We start from the raw sequence: 19,258 nt of genomic DNA on the forward strand, positions 1-19,258 counted from the left end.
ATATATTTAGCTATGGCACATATTTAGCATGGTTAATGTAAATTATCTTATTTACGAGCGTGCTCATGATTCATTCACTGCCTTCAGACACTACAAATTTGCGTCGCCTGGAACAGAATACCGTTTCAGTTATACAAGCGCCTGCTATATCAGTCGAACGCGAAGATGCATTGGCAAAACTCCCTTTAATTCTGCAAACTTCACTGGATACCAGACAGATCCTCAGATTATTTGACGAGCAAATCAAACCATTACTTGCCCACAGTGGTCTTCAGTTTACTCATCCAGATAATAAATTTGAGTTCAGGTTGGGCGCTAAGCGTCATCATAAATGTAATTACCAGCTTGAAATTGATCATGAGTATCTTGGTCAGTTGACGGTTAGTCGTGCATATCGCTTTTCTGATAGCGAAATTAATCTGGTAGAGGATTTATTATGCAAACTGGTTTACCCACTGAGAAACAGTCTGCAATACGCTCGGGCGTTAGATGCTGCATTAACGGATATGTTAACGCAGCTTCCTAACCGGCAGGCTTATAAAAATACCATTGAGCGTGAAATTGATTTAGCTCACCGACTAAAACTGCCGCTTTCGCTGATGGTAGTGGATATTGATTATTTCAAGAAGATTAATGACAGCTTTGGACATCAGGTCGGTGATGATACGTTATGTCGGGTAGCAGACACCTTACTGTCCAGTTTACGTCGCAGTGATGCACTATTTCGAATTGGTGGTGAAGAGTTTGCAATAGTACTCAGCCATAGCAATCATGAAGCTGCTTTGCAGGCTGCAGAAAGATTACGCATGGCGATTAATGAGTTAAACCAGACCAATACCGAACAGAAATTTCCCATTTCAGTCAGCATTGGTCTGGCAGACTTGTGTGTCGGCGAATCAGCCGATAGCTTGTTTCTTAAAGCAGATGAGGCTTTATATCAGGCAAAGTTTGCTGGTCGTAATCAGGTTATTTCATCCCGCGAGATATTTTAACGGTCATTGCGTCCACGAATCCGTGGGCCTCGTTTAGCCGGTTGATCATCAGCTTTTCTGGATCTGGGTGCAGCCTTTTTTGCCGCTTTTGCCGGTTTATCTGGCCATTTGGATTTTGGTGCTTTTTCTACTTCCACATCTTTGACTGCCGGCGCTTTTTCCACATTACCGCGTTTAGTGGTTTTTGTTTTTAAACCCGCTTCTTCGTATAAGTATTCCAACTCTTTGCCTTCCAGCATCATCCAACGGCCAGGTTTGAGTTTATTTGGCATTATGACCGGACCATAACGCAGACGAACCAAACGGCTTACCTGCACGCCCTGGCTTTCCCACAGGCGTCGGACTTCACGGTTACGGCCTTCCTGAATTACCACATGAAACCAGCTGTTTGCGCCTTCACCACCACCTGGTTGAATATCTGAAAAATGGGCTTTGCCATCTTCCAGTTCAACACCATCGCGTAAGGTTTGCATCATCTCTGAAGTGACTTCACCCAGGACACGCACTGCATACTCACGATCCATTTCATTGGATGGATGCATTAACTGATTAGCCAGTTCACCATCCGTGGTCAGGATGATTAAACCACTGGTATTCAAATCCAGTCGTCCCACACTGACCCAGCGGCCTTCTTCCGGTACAGGTAAAGATTGGTATATGGTCCTGCGGCCTTCCGGATCACTGCGAGTACACACTTCACCCACTGGTTTGTGATACAGCAAAACCTGCGGCATGCTTTGTTGCCAGATTCGCTTGGATGATAAAGGTCGACCTTCAAGGGTAACTCTATCCTTCTCAGTAATCTGATCACCCAGCGTTGCTGGTACGCCGTTTACCAGTAATTTGCCATCCTTGATCCAGCTCTCAATCAAACGACGTGAGCCATAGCCGGCACGCGCCAGTACTTTTTGTATTCTTTCAGCCATAATAATTTTTCCTTGGGCCAGTTTATTTTTCATCACCAAACTGCTGGAGACGAGAGTTGTTTATAACAAGGCGGAAATGATGAAATGTAATAATTCTACATGAGTCATTTCTAAGGCAGATGTAGACAAATCTCGTCCCAGCCCTATGGGTTGTGACTGAAAATGTGCCACTTATGTCCACGGATGGACGATATACTGCGCGGCTAGGGAGGCGCGCACCGGTCTAATTTGCTAATCGTTTATTGAGAGCCACTACAAAAACGCCGGGAGTGTTTTTGAGCGCAAGCCTCATAGGGCGTGAAATACATGAATGTATCTCACAAACCTCTCTTCTCTCACCTTGTTTGGATCATGTTCAGTCACAACAGCGATGGCTATTAAAGATAAATTAACCCTGTTGACTATTTATAAGCCAGACCCATCGCAGCTCGAACTTCGCTCAATGTTTCCTGAGCTACTTCTCTTGCTGCAGCACTGCCATCATCAATAATACGTCGTACATCTTCTGGATGTCTGCTGAAATCGTCTGCCCGTTCACGGATAGGTTTGAGTTCGGCAATTACCGAATCGATTAGTGGGCCTTTACAATCAAGGCAGCCGATTGCAGCAGAGCGGCAACCTTCCTGAACCCATTTTTTCTGACCTTCATCTGAATAGACTTCATGTAATTGCCAAACCGGACATTTATCGGGTTCCCCCGGATCGGTGCGGCGTACACGGTTTGGATCGGTTGGCATGCGCTTAATTTTTTCGGCGACAGATTGATCTGATTCACGCAATGAAATGGTATTGCCATAGGATTTGGACATTTTCTGTCCATCCAATCCTGGCATTTTAGGGGCTGGTGTCAGCAGCGCTTTTGGTTCGGGCAGGATGACTTTACCGCCACCTTCCAGAAAACCAAACAAACGCTCCATATCTCCAAGCGCCAGACTTTGTTGATTTTTTAAGAGTTCACGAGCGGTCTGCAATGCTTCTGCATCACCCTGCTCCTGATAAGCTTTACGCAAATGGTTATATAACTTGGCGTTTTTCTTACCCATTTTCTTTACGGCAGCTTCAGCCTTTTCTTCAAAATCCGCTTCACGTCCATAAATATGATTAAAACGACGAGCAATTTCACGCGTTAACTCAACGTGCACCACCTGATCTTCACCAACCGGTACCTGACCCGCCCGATAAATCAAAATATCAGCACTTTGCAGTAGTGGATAACCTAAAAAGCCATAGGTTGATAAATCTTTTTCTTTAAGCTTTTCCTGCTGATCTTTGTAGGTTGGTACACGTTCCAGCCAGGATAATGGCGTGATCATCGATAATAATAAATGCAGCTCAGCATGCTCTGGCACACGAGATTGCAGAAACAATGAAGCGGATGATGGCTCAATTCCGGCCGCCAGCCAATCAATGACCATTTCCCAGACACTGTCTTCAATCACCCGACTATCTTCATAGTGAGTCGTCAATGCATGCCAATCGGCGACGAAAAAGAAGCAATCAAATTCGTGTTGTAATTTAATCCAATTTTTCAGCACACCATGATAATGCCCCAAGTGCAATTGCCCTGTCGGGCGCATGCCTGAAACAATACGACGTGACTGATACGCTACCGTGTCCAAAATAATCTCCTGATGAGCTTGCTCAATTCAGTGTTTTATAAAATAAAGAATACTTGCATTGGCATATCAAAAATAAATGCCAGCAATCCCATATAAGCCTGCATCAAAGGCCATAAAATCATCATAACGATGCCAAAATAGAGTAGCGCCAGCAAGATAAAAAAGCCGTAAGGTTCAACTTTTTCTACTCGCCAGGCCAGGTGAGGCGGCAAAATGCTGACTAATACTCTGCCGCCATCCAGTGGAGGCAAAGGTAACAGATTTAATAACATCAACATGCCATTCACTAATACACCCGCTACCCCCATGTAAATCATCGGTCCGGAAATCAATACGTCATTCACCGCCAACACCAAGCCTAGCTTGGCAACCATGGCCCATAAAAAACCCATTACCAGATTTGCACCGGGTCCAGCCAAAGCCACCCAGGCCATATCTTTTTTGGGATTGCGCAAATTCTGGAAAGTTACCGGAACCGGTTTGGCCCAGCCAAACATAAATCCGGTAAACATAAGCAACAAACCCGGGACAAGAATAGTACCAAGTGGATCAATATGCTTAATTGGATTGAGTGTCAGACGCCCCATCATCTGGGCAGTTTTATCACCCAGTTTTAACGCAGCCCAACCATGAGCGACTTCATGTACGGTAATCGCAAATAGAACCGGTAATGTCCAGATAATGATCTTCTGGATCAGACTAAACTCGTCACCCATGAATTTTATCTACACCGCCCATATAGGCACGAAGTGGCTCGGGAATAATGACGCTACCATCGGCCTTTTGATGATTTTCCAAAATAGCCAATAAGGTCCGACCTACAGCCAGCCCTGAACCGTTGAGCGTATGGACCAATTCTGGTTTACCGGTCTCAGGATTACGCCAGCGCGCTTGCATACGCCGCGCCTGAAAATCACCAAAGTTACTGCAAGATGAGATTTCACGATAGGTATTCTGGCTGGGTAACCAGACTTCCAAATCATAGGTTTTAGTAGATGCAAAGCCCATATCCCCTGTGCAAAGCAGCATCTTACGGTAGGGTAAATCCAGCATTTGCAGAATTTTTTCAGCTTGTCCGGTCAATTGCTCATGCGCTTCAGCCGAGGCTTCCGGTGCAACGATTTGTACCAGTTCGACTTTTTCGAATTGATGCTGACGAATCAAACCACGCACATCCCGCCCATGCGAACCGGCTTCACTACGAAAACACGGAGTATGTGCGACAAACTTCAATGGCAATTGAGCGGCATCAACAATACTGTCACGCACGATATTGGTTACTGGGACTTCGGCGGTTGGAATAAGATAGAGCTGAACATCATCAACGGCAAACAAATCTTCGGCAAACTTTGGCAATTGTCCGGTACCGCGTAATGAATCAGCGTTGACCAGATAAGGCACGTAAGTTTCAGTATAGTTATGCTCAGTAATATGGGTATCCAGCATCAACTGGATTAATGCCCTTTGCAGACGGGCCAGTTGACCGGTTAATGTTACAAATCGCGCACCCGTGATTTTAGCCGCCGTTTCAAAATCCATCTGTTGCAGACCGGCGCCCAGATCGACATGATCTTTCGGTTCAAAATCAAATTGACGCGGCGTACCCCAACGAGAGACTTCTACATTGTCGGCTTCATCTTTACCGGCTGGCACATCAGCCTGCGGAATATTAGGTATCCCCATTGCCAGCTCATTAAGCTGTTCCAGAACTTTAGCTAATCTGGTCTCGGCAGCTTTATGCTGATCGCCTAAATCATCAATTTCGGCCAGTAATGGCGCAATATCCTCACCGGAAGCTTTTGCCTTACCTATCATTTTGGAACGAGCATTGCGCTCGGTTTGCAATGTCTGCGCATCAAGCTGTGCCTGACGACGTTCTGCTTCCAGGGTTTCCAGCAATCCAACGTCAAGCTGAAAGCCACGACGAGCCAAACCTTTTGCAACTTCCTGGGGTTCGGTACGTAATAATTTGAGGTCTAACATGTTAAATTCCGCTTTGAACTGGCCAGCTGACAATATGATCAGCCTCAACCAGTGTTTTTATTGTGTTGATGATATCGTTTATTTGTTCCGGTTTATCAAAAAGTTCTATAACCATTGGCAGATCCGAAGAAAGATCCAATAACGAAGCTTTGTGAACTAACCCGTCTGATCCCAGACCAGCAATGCCACGAAATACGGTAAAGCGAATTTTATTCTGCTCAAGCCACTTAATGACTTGCCGTACTTCATGTCGACCATCAGTTAAATAAATTCTTACCAATGTCAGATTCATAGTTGTCTTCCAAGGCTAATGCCCAACCAGGTGGCCGCCAGACATAATACAACGCTTAAAAACACATTTAATCCTGCTTTGATAAAAGCGCCATTTTCCATCAACGTAAACGTTTCCAGGGAAAAGGTTGAAAACGTGGTAAAAGCACCGAGTAATCCAACCAGCAAGCCGGCACGCCATTCTGCTGCAACGGCCAGTTTTTCAATCAGCAGAATAAAGAGTACCCCGATAAGCAACGAACCCAGGACATTCACTGCTAACGTGCCATAGGGAAAGTCACGACCGAATAATTTATAAACCCCGTTAGACATGGCAAAACGCAATATAGCGCCAACTGCGCCACCTACAGCGATAGCAAATAGTTGTAACACGAGATGTGCCCTGTTATTAGCAAGTGAGTTATTTTACCTGAATCACGGCAAAGACTGGCAGCGAATGTATTCAGGTGGCCTGTTTATCTTTCATAACCACCAGGAAGACTATGCAAGATCAATTCCCTCATCGGGTCTGTTGCTCTTTCAGAGGTGACTTTGAAAGCTCAACAAGCCCTAGCAAATCAACATTAATTTAACTTAGGGGTAAGCTCTCCACTACGATAACGTTCGACCATGTCATGTAATGAAATAGGTTTGATTTTACTGGCATGGCCAGCACTGCCAAACGCTTCATAACGTGCCTGACAGATTGCCTGCATCGCTTTGGTCGCTTCTTTATAAAATTTACGCGGGTCAAACACTGCTGCATTTTTTTCATCGGTCAAAAACTGGCGGATAGAACCGGTCGAAGCCATTCGTAAATCAGTATCAATATTTACCTTACGCACACCGTATTTTATACCTTCAACAATTTCTTCCACGGGAACACCATAGGTCTGGCCGATATTTCCACCATGGGTATTAATAATTTCCAGCCAATCCTGCGGAACAGAACTGGAGCCATGCATCACAAAATGGGTGTTAGGCAATCGTTGTTGCAAGGTCTTCAAATGACTGATTGCCAAAACTTCGCCGGTGGGTGGCTGAGTAAATTTATAAGCGCCATGACTAGTACCTATAGCAACAGCCAACGCATCAACCTGGGTCTGCCTGACAAACTCAACGGCTTCATCAGGATCAGTTAATAACTGACTATGATCTAATTTACCATCAGCACCATGACCATCTTCCTCGCCCATCATGCCGGTCTCCAGTGATCCCAGGCAACCAAGTTCACCTTCGACTGAAACACCACAGGCATGGGCCATTTCACTGACCTTACTGGTCACGTTTACGTTGTAGTCAAAATCTGACGGGGTTTTCATATCTTCCAGCAGAGAGCCGTCCATCATCACCGAGCTGAATCCGGATTGAATAGAACGTGCACAAATTGACGGATTGGCACCATGATCCTGATGCATCACCAAGGGGATGTGCGGATAGGCTTCAATCGCGGCCAAAATCAAATGCCGTAGAAAGGGCTCGCCAGCGTAATCACGTGCTCCGGCACTGCCTTGCATAATTACTGGACTGTCGACGGCATCAGCGGCCTGCATAATGGCATGCACCTGTTCCATATTACTGACATTAAATGCAGGGATGGCAAATTGATGCTCTGCTGCATAATCCAGTAACTGTCGCATAGAAACAAGTGCCATTAGCTAACCTCCAACCATTCATATTTATTCACAACTGCTACCTGATGGACGTGGTTCGACCAACGTTCCAACTTTGACAATTTTCATTGCACTGGTGCTACCCTGAACTTCGAGGTCACCCTTGGTGATGATTACTATATCACCCTCTTTGACAACACCTCGACGCTGTAATTCTTCTATGGCCTCCTTGTTCAAGGTCGCATGGTCAGTATGCTCAACTACAAAACTTACCGGATAGACACCCCGGTATAGCGTAACCCGCCGCCCGGTGGCAACATGAGGAGTTAATGCGAAAATTGGAATTCCAGAACTAATGCGTGACATCCACAAGGGCGTTGCTCCGGATTCTGTCATCGTTGCAATAGCTTTAACATCCAGATGATTCGCGGTATACATCGCCGCCATCGCAATAGCTTCATCAATTCGTTCGAATTTTGAATCCATGCGATGACGTGAAACACGTATTTCACGTTGCTGTTCCGCCTGCAGACAAATACGGTCCATGGCCTCAATGACTTTAACGGGATAATGTCCCACTGCAGTTTCTCCCGAAAGCATCACCGCATCCGTTCCATCCAGCACAGCGTTGGCCACATCAAACACCTCGGCACGGGTTGGAATGGGACTTTCAATCATCGATTCCATCATTTGCGTCGCAGTGATAGTTAATCGATTCATGCGTCTGGCTTTGGCAATTAGTTGTTTTTGAATCGGCGGTAATGCAGCATCCCCCATTTCCACACCTAAATCACCTCGAGCAACCATAATGCCTTCCGAGGCTTCAATAATGGCATCGATATCATCCAGCGCTTCAGCACGTTCAATTTTGGCAATAATACCGCCATAGCCACCAGCTTCACGCAACAGGCGACGGGCCAGATGAATATCTTCAGCACTTCTTGGGAAAGAAACGGCGAGGTAATCAGCCTGCATTTCAGCAGCGGTTTTTATATCGGCCATATCTTTAGCAGTCAGGGCTGAAGCAGATAATCCACCTCCCTGCCGATTAATACCTTTATTGTCGGTAAGCATCCCTCCCACAGTAACGCGGCAGTGGATCTTTTGATCGACAACCGATTCAACCCACAAGACAATGCGGCCATCATCCAATAACAACGTGTCACCGCGTTTTACATCATGGGGAAGTGATTTATAGTCGACGCCTACCTTAGAGCCATCACCTTCATTTTCGGCCAGGGCCGCATCCAGAATAAAAGCCTCATTTTCAACAAGTTTCACACCACCATTTTTGAACCGAGAGATGCGAATTTTTGGCCCCTGCAGATCAACTAATACACCGACCTGACGTCCAAAGTCGCTGGCACGGTTACGAACCCTGTCAGCCATATCAATATGTGATTGTGATGAACCATGAGAGAAATTGAGCCGTACAACATCCATGCCTGCCGATATCATCGCGTCAAGAACGACATGATCTTTTGTCGCAGGCCCCAGGGTAGCAACAATTTTCGTTCTTCGACGGGCAGCCATAATTACTCTCTCATTAATTTACTCGCGGGCACGTTGCTCAAGGATTTCCACTGCAGGTAACTTCTTGCCTTCAAGGAATTCCAGAAAAGCACCACCACCGGTAGAAATATAAGAAACATCATCACAAATTTTGTATTTAGACACTGCAGCCAGCGTATCTCCGCCACCAGCAATCGAGAAAGCATCTGATTCCGCTATTGCCATCGCTATTTCTTTGGTGCCTTCACCAAATTGGCTGAACTCAAAAACACCTAGCGGTCCATTCCATACAACCGTACCAGCTTGTTTAATAATTTCAACCAGCTCCGCTGCGGATTTTGGACCAATATCAAAAATCATGTCGTCATCCGTTACTTTATCTACCGCTTTTAATTCCGCTTCCGCATTTTCGGCAAAATGTTTACCGCAGACCACATCTTTGGGGACTGGAATATTGCCACCACGACTGACAGCTTCTGCTGAAAGCTTTTTACAGGTATCGATTAAATCCGGCTCATAAAGTGATTTACCTACATTATGACCAGCTGCCGCAATAAACGTATTGGCAATGCCACCACCCACAATCAATTGGTCCACTTTTTTCGAGAGGGTTTCCAACACGGTAAGTTTGGTAGACACTTTTGATCCGCCTACGATAGCGACCATTGGCCTGGCAGGATTATCCAGCGCTTTGGATAATGCTTCCAGTTCCGCAGATAATAAAGGCCCGGCACAGGCTACAGTGGCATATTTGGCAATACCGTGTGTTGAAGCCTGAGCACGATGGGCGGTGCCAAATGCATCCATAACAAACACATCACACATATGAGCCATACGTTTTGCCAGATCATCATTATTGGCTTTTTCACCAATGTTGAATCGTACGTTTTCGCACAAAACAACCTCACCCACTTCGACTGGAATAAAATCGGGCTCCAGCCAGTTCTGTTCCAGACGTACCGGTTTTTCCAAGAGGGCCGAGAGATAATTGGCAACCGGTGCTAATGAATATTTATGTTCATATTCTCCCTCAGTCGGTCGTCCGAGATGAGACATAATCATAACCTTGGCACCTTTCTCTAATGCCAGATTTATGGTCGCTAAAGAAGCATGGATGCGCGTGCCATCTGCGACAACACCTGATTTGAGTGGAACATTCAAATCTTGTCGGATCAATACACGTTTTCCAGCCAAGTCCAAATCGGCCATTTTAATTACTGACATAAGGTATTGCCCTCTTGTGTAAATTTTGTGAAACAGTTCTGATTATAGCCTTCAACATACATAAAAAAAGGCCTCCTTGACAGGAGGCCTTGAATTAATTGTTGAATGGCTAAAATAAATTAACGAGCCACATGCTCAACCAAACGCATCATATTGCAGGTATAACCATATTCATTGTCATACCAGGCAACGACTTTTACGAAGGTGCCATCAAGTGCAATACCTGCACCTGCATCAAAATTTGAAGGTGCGGTATGGCCACGGAAATCTGTGGAGACCACATTTTCTTCGGTGTAACCTAAAACACCTTTCAACTCACCGTCAGCGGCAGTTTTCATTGCTGCGCAAATCGATTCATAGCTGGCATCGTTATTTAATTCAACGGTTAAATCGACCACGGAAACATCGGAAGTTGGCACGCGAAAAGCCATCCCGGTCAATTTGCCATTTAATTCCGGCAGCACCTTGCCTACTGCTTTTGCGGCACCGGTAGAAGAAGGAATGATATTTTCCAGAATACCGCGTCCACCACGCCAGTCTTTCATTGATGGGCCATCAACTGTTTTTTGCGTTGCCGTGGCTGCATGCACTGTTGTCATCAAACCACGCTTAATACCAAAACTGTCATGCAGGACCTTGGCAACCGGTGCCAGAGCATTGGTGGTACACGAGGCTGCTGAAACAATTGCCTGACCGGCATAAGTGTCATGGTTCACACCATAAACAAACATTGGCGTGTGATCTTTGGAAGGTGCAGATTGCACCACTTTTTTGGCACCGGCATCAATATGTGCCTGACAGGAATCTTCCGTCAGGAAAAAGCCGGTGCATTCAATAATTAAATCCGCGCCAACTTCATACCATTTCAAATCAGCAGGGTTGCGTTCAGCGGTAACCCGAATGGTTTTACCATCAACAACCAGATGTCCGTCTTTAACCTCAACATCACCGTCAAAGCGGCCATGCACAGAATCATATTTGAGCATATACGCCAGATAATCGGGATCAAGTAAATCGTTGATTGCCACGACTTCAATCTCAGGGAAATCTTTTGCTGCAGCACGAAATGCCATACGGCCGATACGGCCAAAACCATTAATACCCACCTTGATAGTCATTCTGTTTCCTCTGAATCGGTTTGATATTATGTCTCAGAACTGGAATCTTAATAAAAACCACAGTTTTCAGACAATCTAGGGTCTGTTTAAGTTATATAGAAAAATGGCCAGTAGATGAATATGAATATCTACTGGCCATTTCCTTTTTAGCTCGCTAAAAACAGCTCTTTATTACAGAACTGATTTAACAGTTTTTACAACGTTTTCGACAGTAAAGCCGAAGTGTTTCATCAAAACACCGCCTGGAGCAGATTCACCGAAGGTATCGATACCAACAGTGCCACCTTCCAGACCTACGTATTTACGCCAGAAGTCAGTTACACCGGCTTCAACAGAAACACGTTTGACACCAGGTGTCAGGATGCTGTGTTTATAAGCCTGATCCTGACGATCAAAGACGTTGGTTGAAGGCATTGAAACGATGCGTGCTTTAACACCATCTGCTTTCAATTCTTCTTGTGCTTTAACAGCCAAATCAACTTCAGAACCTGTCGCGATGATAATCACGTCAGCTTTGCCACCTTCTGCTTCAGACAGTACGTAAGCACCTTTACGGATTGCTTCGAAATCAGCTGTGTCGTGTTTCCGACCAGGGATACCCTGACGGCTGAATACCAGACTTGAAGGACCATCCATACGTTCAACAGCAGCTGTCCAGGCAACAGCAACTTCAGTTGCATCAGACGGACGCCATACATCCATATTCGGAATGTAACGCAGACCGGCTGTGTTTTCGATTGGTTGGTGAGTCGGACCATCTTCACCCTGACCGATAGAATCATGGGTCAGAACAGCAATGGTACGGATCTTCATCAGCGCAGCCATACGCAAGGCAGACTTCGCATAGTCAGAGAACATGTGGAACGTACCACCGAATGGAATCAAACCGCCGTGCAATGCCATACCGTTCATGATCGCAAACATACCGAATTCACGCACACCGTATGAGATGTAGTTACCTGGCTCTTTACCAGAAACGTGTTTGAAGCTTGGGGCACTTGTCAGGTTAGAACCAGTCAAGTCAGCACTACCACCTAAGAATTCAGGCAATACAGGTGCTAGCTCAGTGATCACCATTTGAGAGGCTTTACGAGAGGCAACACTTGGTGCATCTTCGTTGATCTCAGCGATCATTTTGTCAGTCGCTTCTTTCCAGTTAGCTGGCAACTCACCTGCCATACGACGTTTGAACTCTGCCGCTAATTCTGGATATTCTTTCTCATAGGCTGCAAATTTTTCGTTCCATGCTGCTTCTGCAGCATCGCCTTTATCTTTTGCATTCCAACCTTCATAAACATCTTCTGGAATAACAAATGGCTCGTATTCCCAACCCAGTTGCTTACGGGTCAATTCAACTTCTTCTTCACCCAATGCTGCACCATGGCAATCATGGCTTGAACATTTGTTTGGTGAACCGTAACCAATGATGGTTTTGCAGCAGATCAATGATGGTTTATCAGTGACTTTCTTCGCTTCTGCAATAGCTTTATTGATTGCATCAGCATCATGACCATCGACAGACTGAACATGCCAGCCGTAAGCTTCAAAACGCTTAACAGTGTCATCGGTGTACCAGCCATCAATGTGACCGTCGATAGAGATATTGTTGTCATCCCAGAATGCGACCAGGTTGCCCAGGCCCCAGGTACCGGCTAATGCGCATGCTTCATGAGAAACACCTTCCATTAAACAGCCATCGCCCATAAACACATAGGTGTGGTGGTTAACGATGTCATGACCAGGTTTGTTGAACTGGTCAGCCATTAATTTTTCAGCCATCGCAAAACCAACACCGTTGGTAATACCTTGGCCTAATGGACCAGTTGTTGTTTCTATGCCTGGTGCATAACCGTATTCAGGGTGACCTGCACATTGTGAATGCAGTTGACGGAATGTTCTCAGGGAATCCATCGGCAAATCATAGCCACTCAAATGTAGCAATGAGTAAATCAGCATAGAGCCGTGGCCGTTAGACAAAATGAAACGGTCACGATCAGCCCATTTCGGGTTGTTCGGGTTGTGTTTCATGTGGTCATTCCACAGTACTTCAGCGATATCCGCCATACCCATAGGGGCACCCGGATGGCCGGAATTCGCTTTTTGCACTGCATCCATACTTAACGCACGGATTGCATTTGCTAAATGTCTACGTGTAGCCATTATCTACGTTCTCCTATTAAAAAAAATTAAGCTGCCCGCCATTTGATGGAGCAGCCCATACTGGGTATCTGTTGTTCTGGACCATGACCTGTTTCAGCAACTTGCTTCATCGCTTCAAATAAGTCACGGCGTACGTCCGCTGGAGCGGCTTCTTTGCGGCTGGCATCAAGGCGACCACGGTATTGCAACTTCAATTCTTTGTTGTAACCAAAAAAATCAGGAGTACATACCGCGCCATAGGCTTGAGCAACCTCTTGGCTTTCGTCATACAGATAAGGAAAAGAAAACCCGTTTTGTTCGGCAACAGTTTTCATGTTGTCAAAAGAGTCTTCTGGGTAATCAGCGACATCATTGGCAGAAATTGCCACAGAATTGATGCCCAACTGTTTGAGTTCGTTGGTATCACGGATCAGTCTATCCATTATGGCTTTGACATAAGGACAATGATTACAGATGAACATGATTAACAAGCCATTCTCACCACGACAGTCTTCCAGTGTCCAGATTTTGTTATCTGTGCCCGGCAGGGCAAAGTCTATGGCCGCTTGGCCAAAGTCACAGACGGGTGTCTCTAAAGCCATTAAGATCTCACTTTAGTTCCTGTTTCTAGGCAATTTCGGTGATCTTTAACCACACGAAACCAATTTGGAGTTCAGCATATTACCAGACAATTTAGATAATGCGAAATAAGCCAATTCGCCAGAATATGTTCGCTAGGTTTTTGTATATTGAGACAAAACCGATATATTCACAGGACTTGTTTTAGTCAGCACAACTTATTCAGCAACTTCATTTACCAACATTGCTCTGCGCTCCGCATTATCAGGATGAGAATCAAGATAACTTTGCCAACCCATTCCCTCAGCTGCTTGCCTGATAAGCCAGCCTTTCTGTTGAGCTTGTTGTAAACCACCTGGAGTTTCACACAGGGATGATTGCAAGTTATCTTCAGCTTGTAAGGAAAAATAGGCACGACATCTGATATTGAGTTCAATACGGTCTAATAGATCAGCCAAATGAAAGCCTGCTATCTGATTGGAGTGCATATATCGCAAAGCAAAGCCATCTGCTTCGCGCTCAAAGTCTCTTGAATAGGCATTCTGCATCATCACAATAGGCATCCCCATAAAGAGTTCAGCAATCCCTGATGTGTCACCGATAAAAGCCATTGCCATCACCACCAGCAATGAACTCTGCATCACCGACTGGGTTCCGTGCCGATGGGCCACATGTCCAATCTCGTGCAGCAGTACCGCAATCAGCTCTTCAGGTCGCTCTGCCAGTTTCACCAACTCATCCGTGAACACTATTGTGCCATCCGGCAAGGCAAAGGCATTTGCACCTAAATTACCACCATGTCGAAACTGGATATTTATCGGTGTATCGGGTTGATTACTTAACGACTGAAAGTTTGCTAAAAGCATGTCTTGTTGTTGTTGAGAAAGTTCTGAGGGGGACAAAACCGTCTCATCCAACAAACGAAGTGTATGATTTGCCGCCTTATCAGAAATAGTTGAGGGTAACCAAAAAGCCATTTTCTTTGCTGCAGCTGGCACACCATACTGCATCATGGCGTAGCCAAAACCGACAAACAGTATCAGCGCAAGGAAAACCAGTTGCCAGCGACTTTCAAGTAGATGAATGAATCGGGAAAAGCCATGACCTTTGGCAATAAGCAGTTTATCAATGGTCTCATTATCAGGACTTTCAAATTTCTGGCCCTGCTGAAAGTACAATTGTCGGCTGGTGTTACCCAAACGCGAGGAAATTTTCAGGTCATTCAGTGAACAGCAAGCCAACTGAGTACCATCCGACCTGTCTACAACTTCAATATCCTGCTCGGAAATATGTCTTAAAAAGGCAGCGCGCTGTCTGGAAACACCTTCTTCATACCAGAGGCCATCGATCCGCACACGTTGCCAAAGCGGTTGCATTGTTAAAAACCGACATCCATATCAAACACATCACTGACACCTTCACCCAATGGCCCCACACGTTGACTGACGGCGCTGGAAAACTGATTCAAATCGCCCTCTACCAGCATCTTAGTATGAACTGCCTTATACGACGCCACCCGAACTTTTGCCCATGGAATAAACAAGCCTAAGGTGAGCACAATGGCCACAGTATTACTCAAAACCAACCACATATAAGATGGTGTGGTGTAGTTAGCAGAAAAAGCATGAGAAGAAAGTGTGGCATGATTAAACCGTAAATTCGTCGTCTTTACGGTGAAAAATGCAAACAGCGTGAGATACATCATCACGGTTAACACCATCGTCAGAATTCCCACTGCTTCCCGGTTTAAAAGCGTTGCCAGCAGAAATACACCAAAGGACGTTAGGAGAACGATGCCAATCATCGCCAAAGCAATTTTATAGTAAGCGCTGACTTGAGGTTCGAACTCAAATGCCGTATCACCATAACGCATATTTCTCACCAGAAAACACTGCTGTTTATAAATGGCATAGGGCATCAGCAGAGAAAAAGTCACTAAACCGAGAATCGGCCAGAGAATATAAACCTTGAATGCTTCACTATATTGACCATCAAATCCAAACCGCACATTGCGATACTCACTATAAAAGGCATTGAATGCCAGTGATTTTACGACCAGCCAGGGAAATAACACGATAAACAGTAGACCAAATATCGCGCCTGTAGCCGGAAAAAGTGAAGTAGCAGCGATATAGACCACAAAAAAAGCAAAAGCTATTAGTCGACCTTTGAGAATCTGTAATGGAACGGCTTGATAATTAAAGCTTGCTCCATCAAGCTGAGTATTTGCATAGAAGTACTGTTTATTACGGACTTTGGCCCAGGCTGAATATATGCCCAAAGTCATAATCGTAAGTACGATGTTGACTATCCAAATCCGGAAATATTCAGCGCCTTGACCACTGAAAAAAAATGCCCTTTGTCGAGGCTGTATTTCAGCAGTTTTTTCAGCATCCTGCGTTGGGGCCAAACCATCGCTTTTTGTAGCCTGTTCCATAACCGACAGTCGTGGTTCTTTTCTAACATGCCTTATCAAGTAGGATTCGGCACCAGCACTCTGCAACTTTTCCTGTTGTAGCTGAGCCTGTTCGTAACCCACCCCGTTCAACACAATCGCATGTTTCTGCTGGAACAGTTCGCTCACAGCGTTTTCTGTTAAAGCTAGCAATCTCGCTAGATTTTGTATCACTTCATTAATATTGAATCCATCCAATAATTCTCCACTAAGCATCACGTCATAATGTAATTCTGACACTTTAGACCTCCTTGTCTGTTTTAATGAGTTTTGCCGAAGTATAGAAGCAAGCAGAAATGTCAGCAACTTTTCGTTTTATCGATAGTTATGTGCTGGATATGAAAGATACACAAGCCCTAAAGTAACTATTGAAAAACTTTGCTAATATAAGCGGCACATTGACGATATCCAGCCAAACTAAAGTCTTTAAGGTTTGCCTGACACATTTCGACTGCCATTCTTTCTACTTTCACTCCTCAGGTTATGGTAAGTAAAAAAAATCCCTCTCCATCCCAGCAGCGACGTAATCCTCGCTCTAAAAAAAACCGTAGAGCCTTCATTTCTAAAGGCACACTGTTCAAGTTGCTGTTTATTATTCTGCTTTTGCTCGGGGGGGCAACACTGTATCTGGATCAGCAAATCCGCAGTCAGTTTGAGGGAAAACGCTGGGCTTTACCCGCTAAAGTCTTTGCCAGGCCACTTGAGTTATATGTTGGCGCACCCGTTTCACTCAATGATTTGAAAATTGAACTAAAAGCGTTGGGCTATCAGTTTGTTGATAAAGTCAGCGCACCAGGGCAAGTCGCTTTTTCTGCTTCACGGGCAACGCTGTCTACTCGCGGTTTTTACTTCCCGGACGAACATGAACCAGCCAGACAACTTATTTTAGATTTCAGTGGTGACAACTTAAGTCAAATCCGTTCAGCGGATCAGCATTCACTCACATTAATCCGTCTTGAACCCGCCTTAATCGGCGGTATTTATCCACTTAATAATGAAGATAGAGATTTAATTCAGCTTGAAGAAGCACCGCAGGCATTTATTGATGCATTAATCGCGATTGAAGATCGGGATTTTTATGATCATTTTGGTATTTCACCTAAAGGCATTGCTCGTGCAACATTAGCCAATATTCGTGCAGGGGCATTTGTTCAAGGTGGCAGCACCTTAACCCAGCAATTAATTAAGAACTTTTATCTGACTGCCGATCGTACTTTGCTACGCAAAATGCTGGAATTGCCAATGGCGATGCTCCTCGAATTTCACTACAGCAAAGACGAAATTCTCGAAGCCTATTTGAATGAGGTCTATCTGGGCCAATCCGGCAATCGTGCCATTCATGGCTTCGGCCTGGGTGCGGCACATTATTTTGCCCAGCCTATGCAGGAACTCAAATTACATCAATTGGCGTTATTGGCTGGTCTGGTCAAAGGCCCATCATATTACGATCCACGGCGAAATCCAGAGCGTGCCAAAACGCGACGCAACCTGGTGCTGAGTGTTTTGCATCAGCAAGGTTCGATCACTGATGAAGAATACATGCTGGCCTCAACGGCTGAACTGGATGTCGTACCATCAGGTAGGTCGATGAAAGAGGCTTATCCAGCCTATATTGATTTAGTAAAACGGCAATTACGCCGCGAGTATAAAGATGAAGATCTTGGCTCAGAGGGTCTAAAGATTTTCACCAGCCTGGATCCCATCAGTCAGCATAAAGCAGAAGCTTCCCTGGTCAGCACCATTGAAGATTTAGGCAGAACCTATGGTGAAAGTCTGGCTAAACTTCAGGGCAGCATGGTGGTTACTGATCCACAAACAGGTGAAGTACTGGCATTGATAGGTGATCGCAATACCCGCTTCCAAGGGTTCAACCGTGCCTTAGATGCCAGTCGGCCAATTGGTTCGCTGGTAAAACCTGCTGTTTATCTTACCGCTTTGGAGCAGGGGTATACCCTGATAAGTGAACTGGACGATTCACCTTTCAGCCTGACATTACCCAACCAGCAAACCTGGTCCCCCAAAAACTATGATGGCCAAACCCATGGCATAGTCCCTATGCATGAAGCTTTGACGCATTCCTATAATCTGTCGACCGCGCAGCTGGGGATGGAACTGGGGGTAGAAAAAGTGATCGACACCCTTCAACGTCTTGGGGTTGATCGGCCTATGGATGCCTATCCATCGTTATTATTAGGTGCACAGAGTTTATCGACACTGGAAGTTGCCAGTATGTATCAGACGATTGCCGCAACCGGGTTTCAGATTCCACCACGCACCATTCGTACTGTCACAGACAGTGCAGGTGAACCGCTTTCCAGCTATCCATTTCAATTGCAGCAAAGTATTGATGAGAAACCCATGTTTTTGCTGCAATACAATTTGCAGCAGGTTACCCGAAGTGGCACTGGCCGTAGTATTTATCAACAGTTGCCGATTAATATCAATACTGCCGGCAAAACCGGAACATCAGATCAACAGCGTGACAGTTGGTTTGCCGGGTTTACCGGTAATCGTCTCGCTGTAGTGTGGCTGGGGCTGGATGATAATAGTCCGATGCCGATCACCGGTTCCAGTGGAGCCTTACGTGCCTGGACGCGGTATATTGCACAGGAACCATTACAATCCTACGAGCCGGCGATGCCTGAAGGTATTGAAATGCTCTGGATTGATCCGTTAAGCGGAAAACTTGCCGATGGTTTATGCGAGAATGCCACACAAATACCGTTTATCAGTGGCACACAACCGACAGAAACAGCTGCCTGTGCCACACCAGAAGAAACTTTTATCGAAAATCCAATCAAACGCTCAATCGATTGGGTCAAAGATAT

The 19,258-nt window shown here is 45.4% G+C and carries 16 protein-coding genes; 2 read left to right on the forward strand and 14 right to left on the reverse strand.

What is annotated here, in order from left to right; all coding sequences use genetic code 11:
* The first annotated feature begins 65 nt into the window (after positions 1-65).
* On the forward strand, positions 66-992 hold the full coding sequence (locus B3M51_RS03790) for a GGDEF domain-containing protein (protein WP_292483431.1): 927 nt from the start codon (positions 66-68) through the stop codon (positions 990-992).
* Here the strand turns inward: B3M51_RS03790 and rluB are convergent.
* From rluB to B3M51_RS03860, 14 genes are all read right to left on the reverse strand, one after another.
* The gene (gene rluB / locus B3M51_RS03795) at positions 989-1,918 is read right to left on the reverse strand and encodes a 23S rRNA pseudouridine(2605) synthase RluB (RefSeq protein ID WP_292756957.1); all 930 of its coding nucleotides are present in this window, start codon (positions 1,916-1,918) and stop codon (positions 989-991) included. The genes B3M51_RS03790 and rluB overlap by 4 nt on opposite strands.
* A gap of 401 nt (positions 1,919-2,319) precedes the next feature.
* Positions 2,320-3,537 carry a tryptophan--tRNA ligase gene (locus tag B3M51_RS03800; protein ID WP_292483426.1) on the reverse strand — a complete coding sequence of 406 codons (1,218 nt, stop codon included), beginning with the start codon at positions 3,535-3,537 and terminating at the stop codon, positions 2,320-2,322.
* 35 nt (positions 3,538-3,572) lie between these two features.
* Positions 3,573-4,253 (reverse strand): site-2 protease family protein, encoded by a 681-nt coding sequence (locus tag B3M51_RS03805; RefSeq protein WP_014705791.1) that lies wholly within the window; start codon positions 4,251-4,253, stop codon positions 3,573-3,575.
* On the reverse strand, positions 4,246-5,520 hold the full coding sequence (gene serS / locus B3M51_RS03810; RefSeq protein ID WP_292756938.1) for a serine--tRNA ligase: 1,275 nt from the start codon (positions 5,518-5,520) through the stop codon (positions 4,246-4,248). The genes B3M51_RS03805 and serS overlap by 8 nt, the downstream gene beginning before the upstream one ends.
* 1 nt (position 5,521) lies before the next feature.
* On the reverse strand, positions 5,522-5,812 hold the full coding sequence (locus B3M51_RS03815; RefSeq protein ID WP_292483420.1) for a DUF190 domain-containing protein: 291 nt from the start codon (positions 5,810-5,812) through the stop codon (positions 5,522-5,524).
* A complete protein-coding gene (gene crcB, locus B3M51_RS03820) occupies positions 5,809-6,183 on the reverse strand; it encodes a fluoride efflux transporter CrcB (RefSeq protein WP_014705788.1) in 375 nt (124 codons plus the stop codon). Before crcB ends, B3M51_RS03815 begins: the two co-directional genes overlap by 4 nt.
* A 191-nt stretch (positions 6,184-6,374) precedes the next feature.
* Entirely contained in the window at positions 6,375-7,445 is a 1,071-nt protein-coding gene (gene fba / locus B3M51_RS03825) for a class II fructose-bisphosphate aldolase (RefSeq protein ID WP_292756940.1), read from the reverse strand.
* Positions 7,446-7,469: 24 nt separating this feature from the next.
* A complete protein-coding gene (pyk, locus tag B3M51_RS03830; RefSeq protein WP_292483416.1) occupies positions 7,470-8,936 on the reverse strand; it encodes a pyruvate kinase in 1,467 nt (488 codons plus the stop codon).
* Between the two features lie 18 nt (positions 8,937-8,954).
* The gene (locus B3M51_RS03835) at positions 8,955-10,139 is read right to left on the reverse strand and encodes a phosphoglycerate kinase (protein ID WP_292483414.1); all 1,185 of its coding nucleotides are present in this window, start codon (positions 10,137-10,139) and stop codon (positions 8,955-8,957) included.
* 119 nt (positions 10,140-10,258) lie between these two features.
* The gene (gap, locus tag B3M51_RS03840) at positions 10,259-11,257 is read right to left on the reverse strand and encodes a type I glyceraldehyde-3-phosphate dehydrogenase (protein WP_292756943.1); all 999 of its coding nucleotides are present in this window, start codon (positions 11,255-11,257) and stop codon (positions 10,259-10,261) included.
* A gap of 171 nt (positions 11,258-11,428) precedes the next feature.
* Positions 11,429-13,417 (reverse strand): transketolase, encoded by a 1,989-nt coding sequence (gene tkt / locus B3M51_RS03845; RefSeq protein WP_292756945.1) that lies wholly within the window; start codon positions 13,415-13,417, stop codon positions 11,429-11,431.
* A 26-nt stretch (positions 13,418-13,443) separates the two neighbouring features.
* On the reverse strand, positions 13,444-13,998 hold the full coding sequence (locus B3M51_RS03850; RefSeq protein ID WP_292483408.1) for a thioredoxin family protein: 555 nt from the start codon (positions 13,996-13,998) through the stop codon (positions 13,444-13,446).
* Between the two features lie 195 nt (positions 13,999-14,193).
* Positions 14,194-15,351, reverse strand: coding sequence for a M48 family metallopeptidase (locus tag B3M51_RS03855; protein WP_292756948.1), 1,158 nt, complete (start codon positions 15,349-15,351; stop codon positions 14,194-14,196).
* 2 nt (positions 15,352-15,353) lie between these two features.
* A complete protein-coding gene (locus tag B3M51_RS03860) occupies positions 15,354-16,670 on the reverse strand; it encodes a YjgN family protein (protein ID WP_292756950.1) in 1,317 nt (438 codons plus the stop codon).
* Positions 16,671-16,913: 243 nt separating this feature from the next.
* On the opposite strand from B3M51_RS03860, the gene mrcB reads away from it, so the two are divergent.
* A partial coding sequence (mrcB, locus tag B3M51_RS03865; RefSeq protein WP_292756952.1) for a penicillin-binding protein 1B occupies positions 16,914-19,258 on the forward strand: 2,345 nt, incomplete at its 3' end.

Source organism: Methylophaga sp. UBA2689, assembly GCA_002354555.1.
Lineage (GTDB): Bacteria > Pseudomonadota > Gammaproteobacteria > Nitrosococcales > Methylophagaceae > Methylophaga.

Coding starts and splice junctions, on each gene's coding strand:
- B3M51_RS03790 (WP_292483431.1), top strand. CDS start 66: ATGATTCATTCACTGCCTTCAGACACTACAAATTTGCGTCGCCTGGAA.
- rluB (WP_292756957.1), bottom strand. CDS start 1,918: ATGGCTGAAAGAATACAAAAAGTACTGGCGCGTGCCGGCTATGGCTCA.
- B3M51_RS03805 (WP_014705791.1), bottom strand. CDS start 4,253: ATGGGTGACGAGTTTAGTCTGATCCAGAAGATCATTATCTGGACATTA.
- serS (WP_292756938.1), bottom strand. CDS start 5,520: ATGTTAGACCTCAAATTATTACGTACCGAACCCCAGGAAGTTGCAAAA.
- B3M51_RS03815 (WP_292483420.1), bottom strand. CDS start 5,812: ATGAATCTGACATTGGTAAGAATTTATTTAACTGATGGTCGACATGAA.
- fba (WP_292756940.1), bottom strand. CDS start 7,445: ATGGCACTTGTTTCTATGCGACAGTTACTGGATTATGCAGCAGAGCAT.
- pyk (WP_292483416.1), bottom strand. CDS start 8,936: ATGGCTGCCCGTCGAAGAACGAAAATTGTTGCTACCCTGGGGCCTGCG.
- B3M51_RS03835 (WP_292483414.1), bottom strand. CDS start 10,139: ATGTCAGTAATTAAAATGGCCGATTTGGACTTGGCTGGAAAACGTGTA.
- gap (WP_292756943.1), bottom strand. CDS start 11,257: ATGACTATCAAGGTGGGTATTAATGGTTTTGGCCGTATCGGCCGTATG.
- tkt (WP_292756945.1), bottom strand. CDS start 13,417: ATGGCTACACGTAGACATTTAGCAAATGCAATCCGTGCGTTAAGTATG.
- B3M51_RS03850 (WP_292483408.1), bottom strand. CDS start 13,998: ATGGCTTTAGAGACACCCGTCTGTGACTTTGGCCAAGCGGCCATAGAC.
- B3M51_RS03855 (WP_292756948.1), bottom strand. CDS start 15,351: ATGCAACCGCTTTGGCAACGTGTGCGGATCGATGGCCTCTGGTATGAA.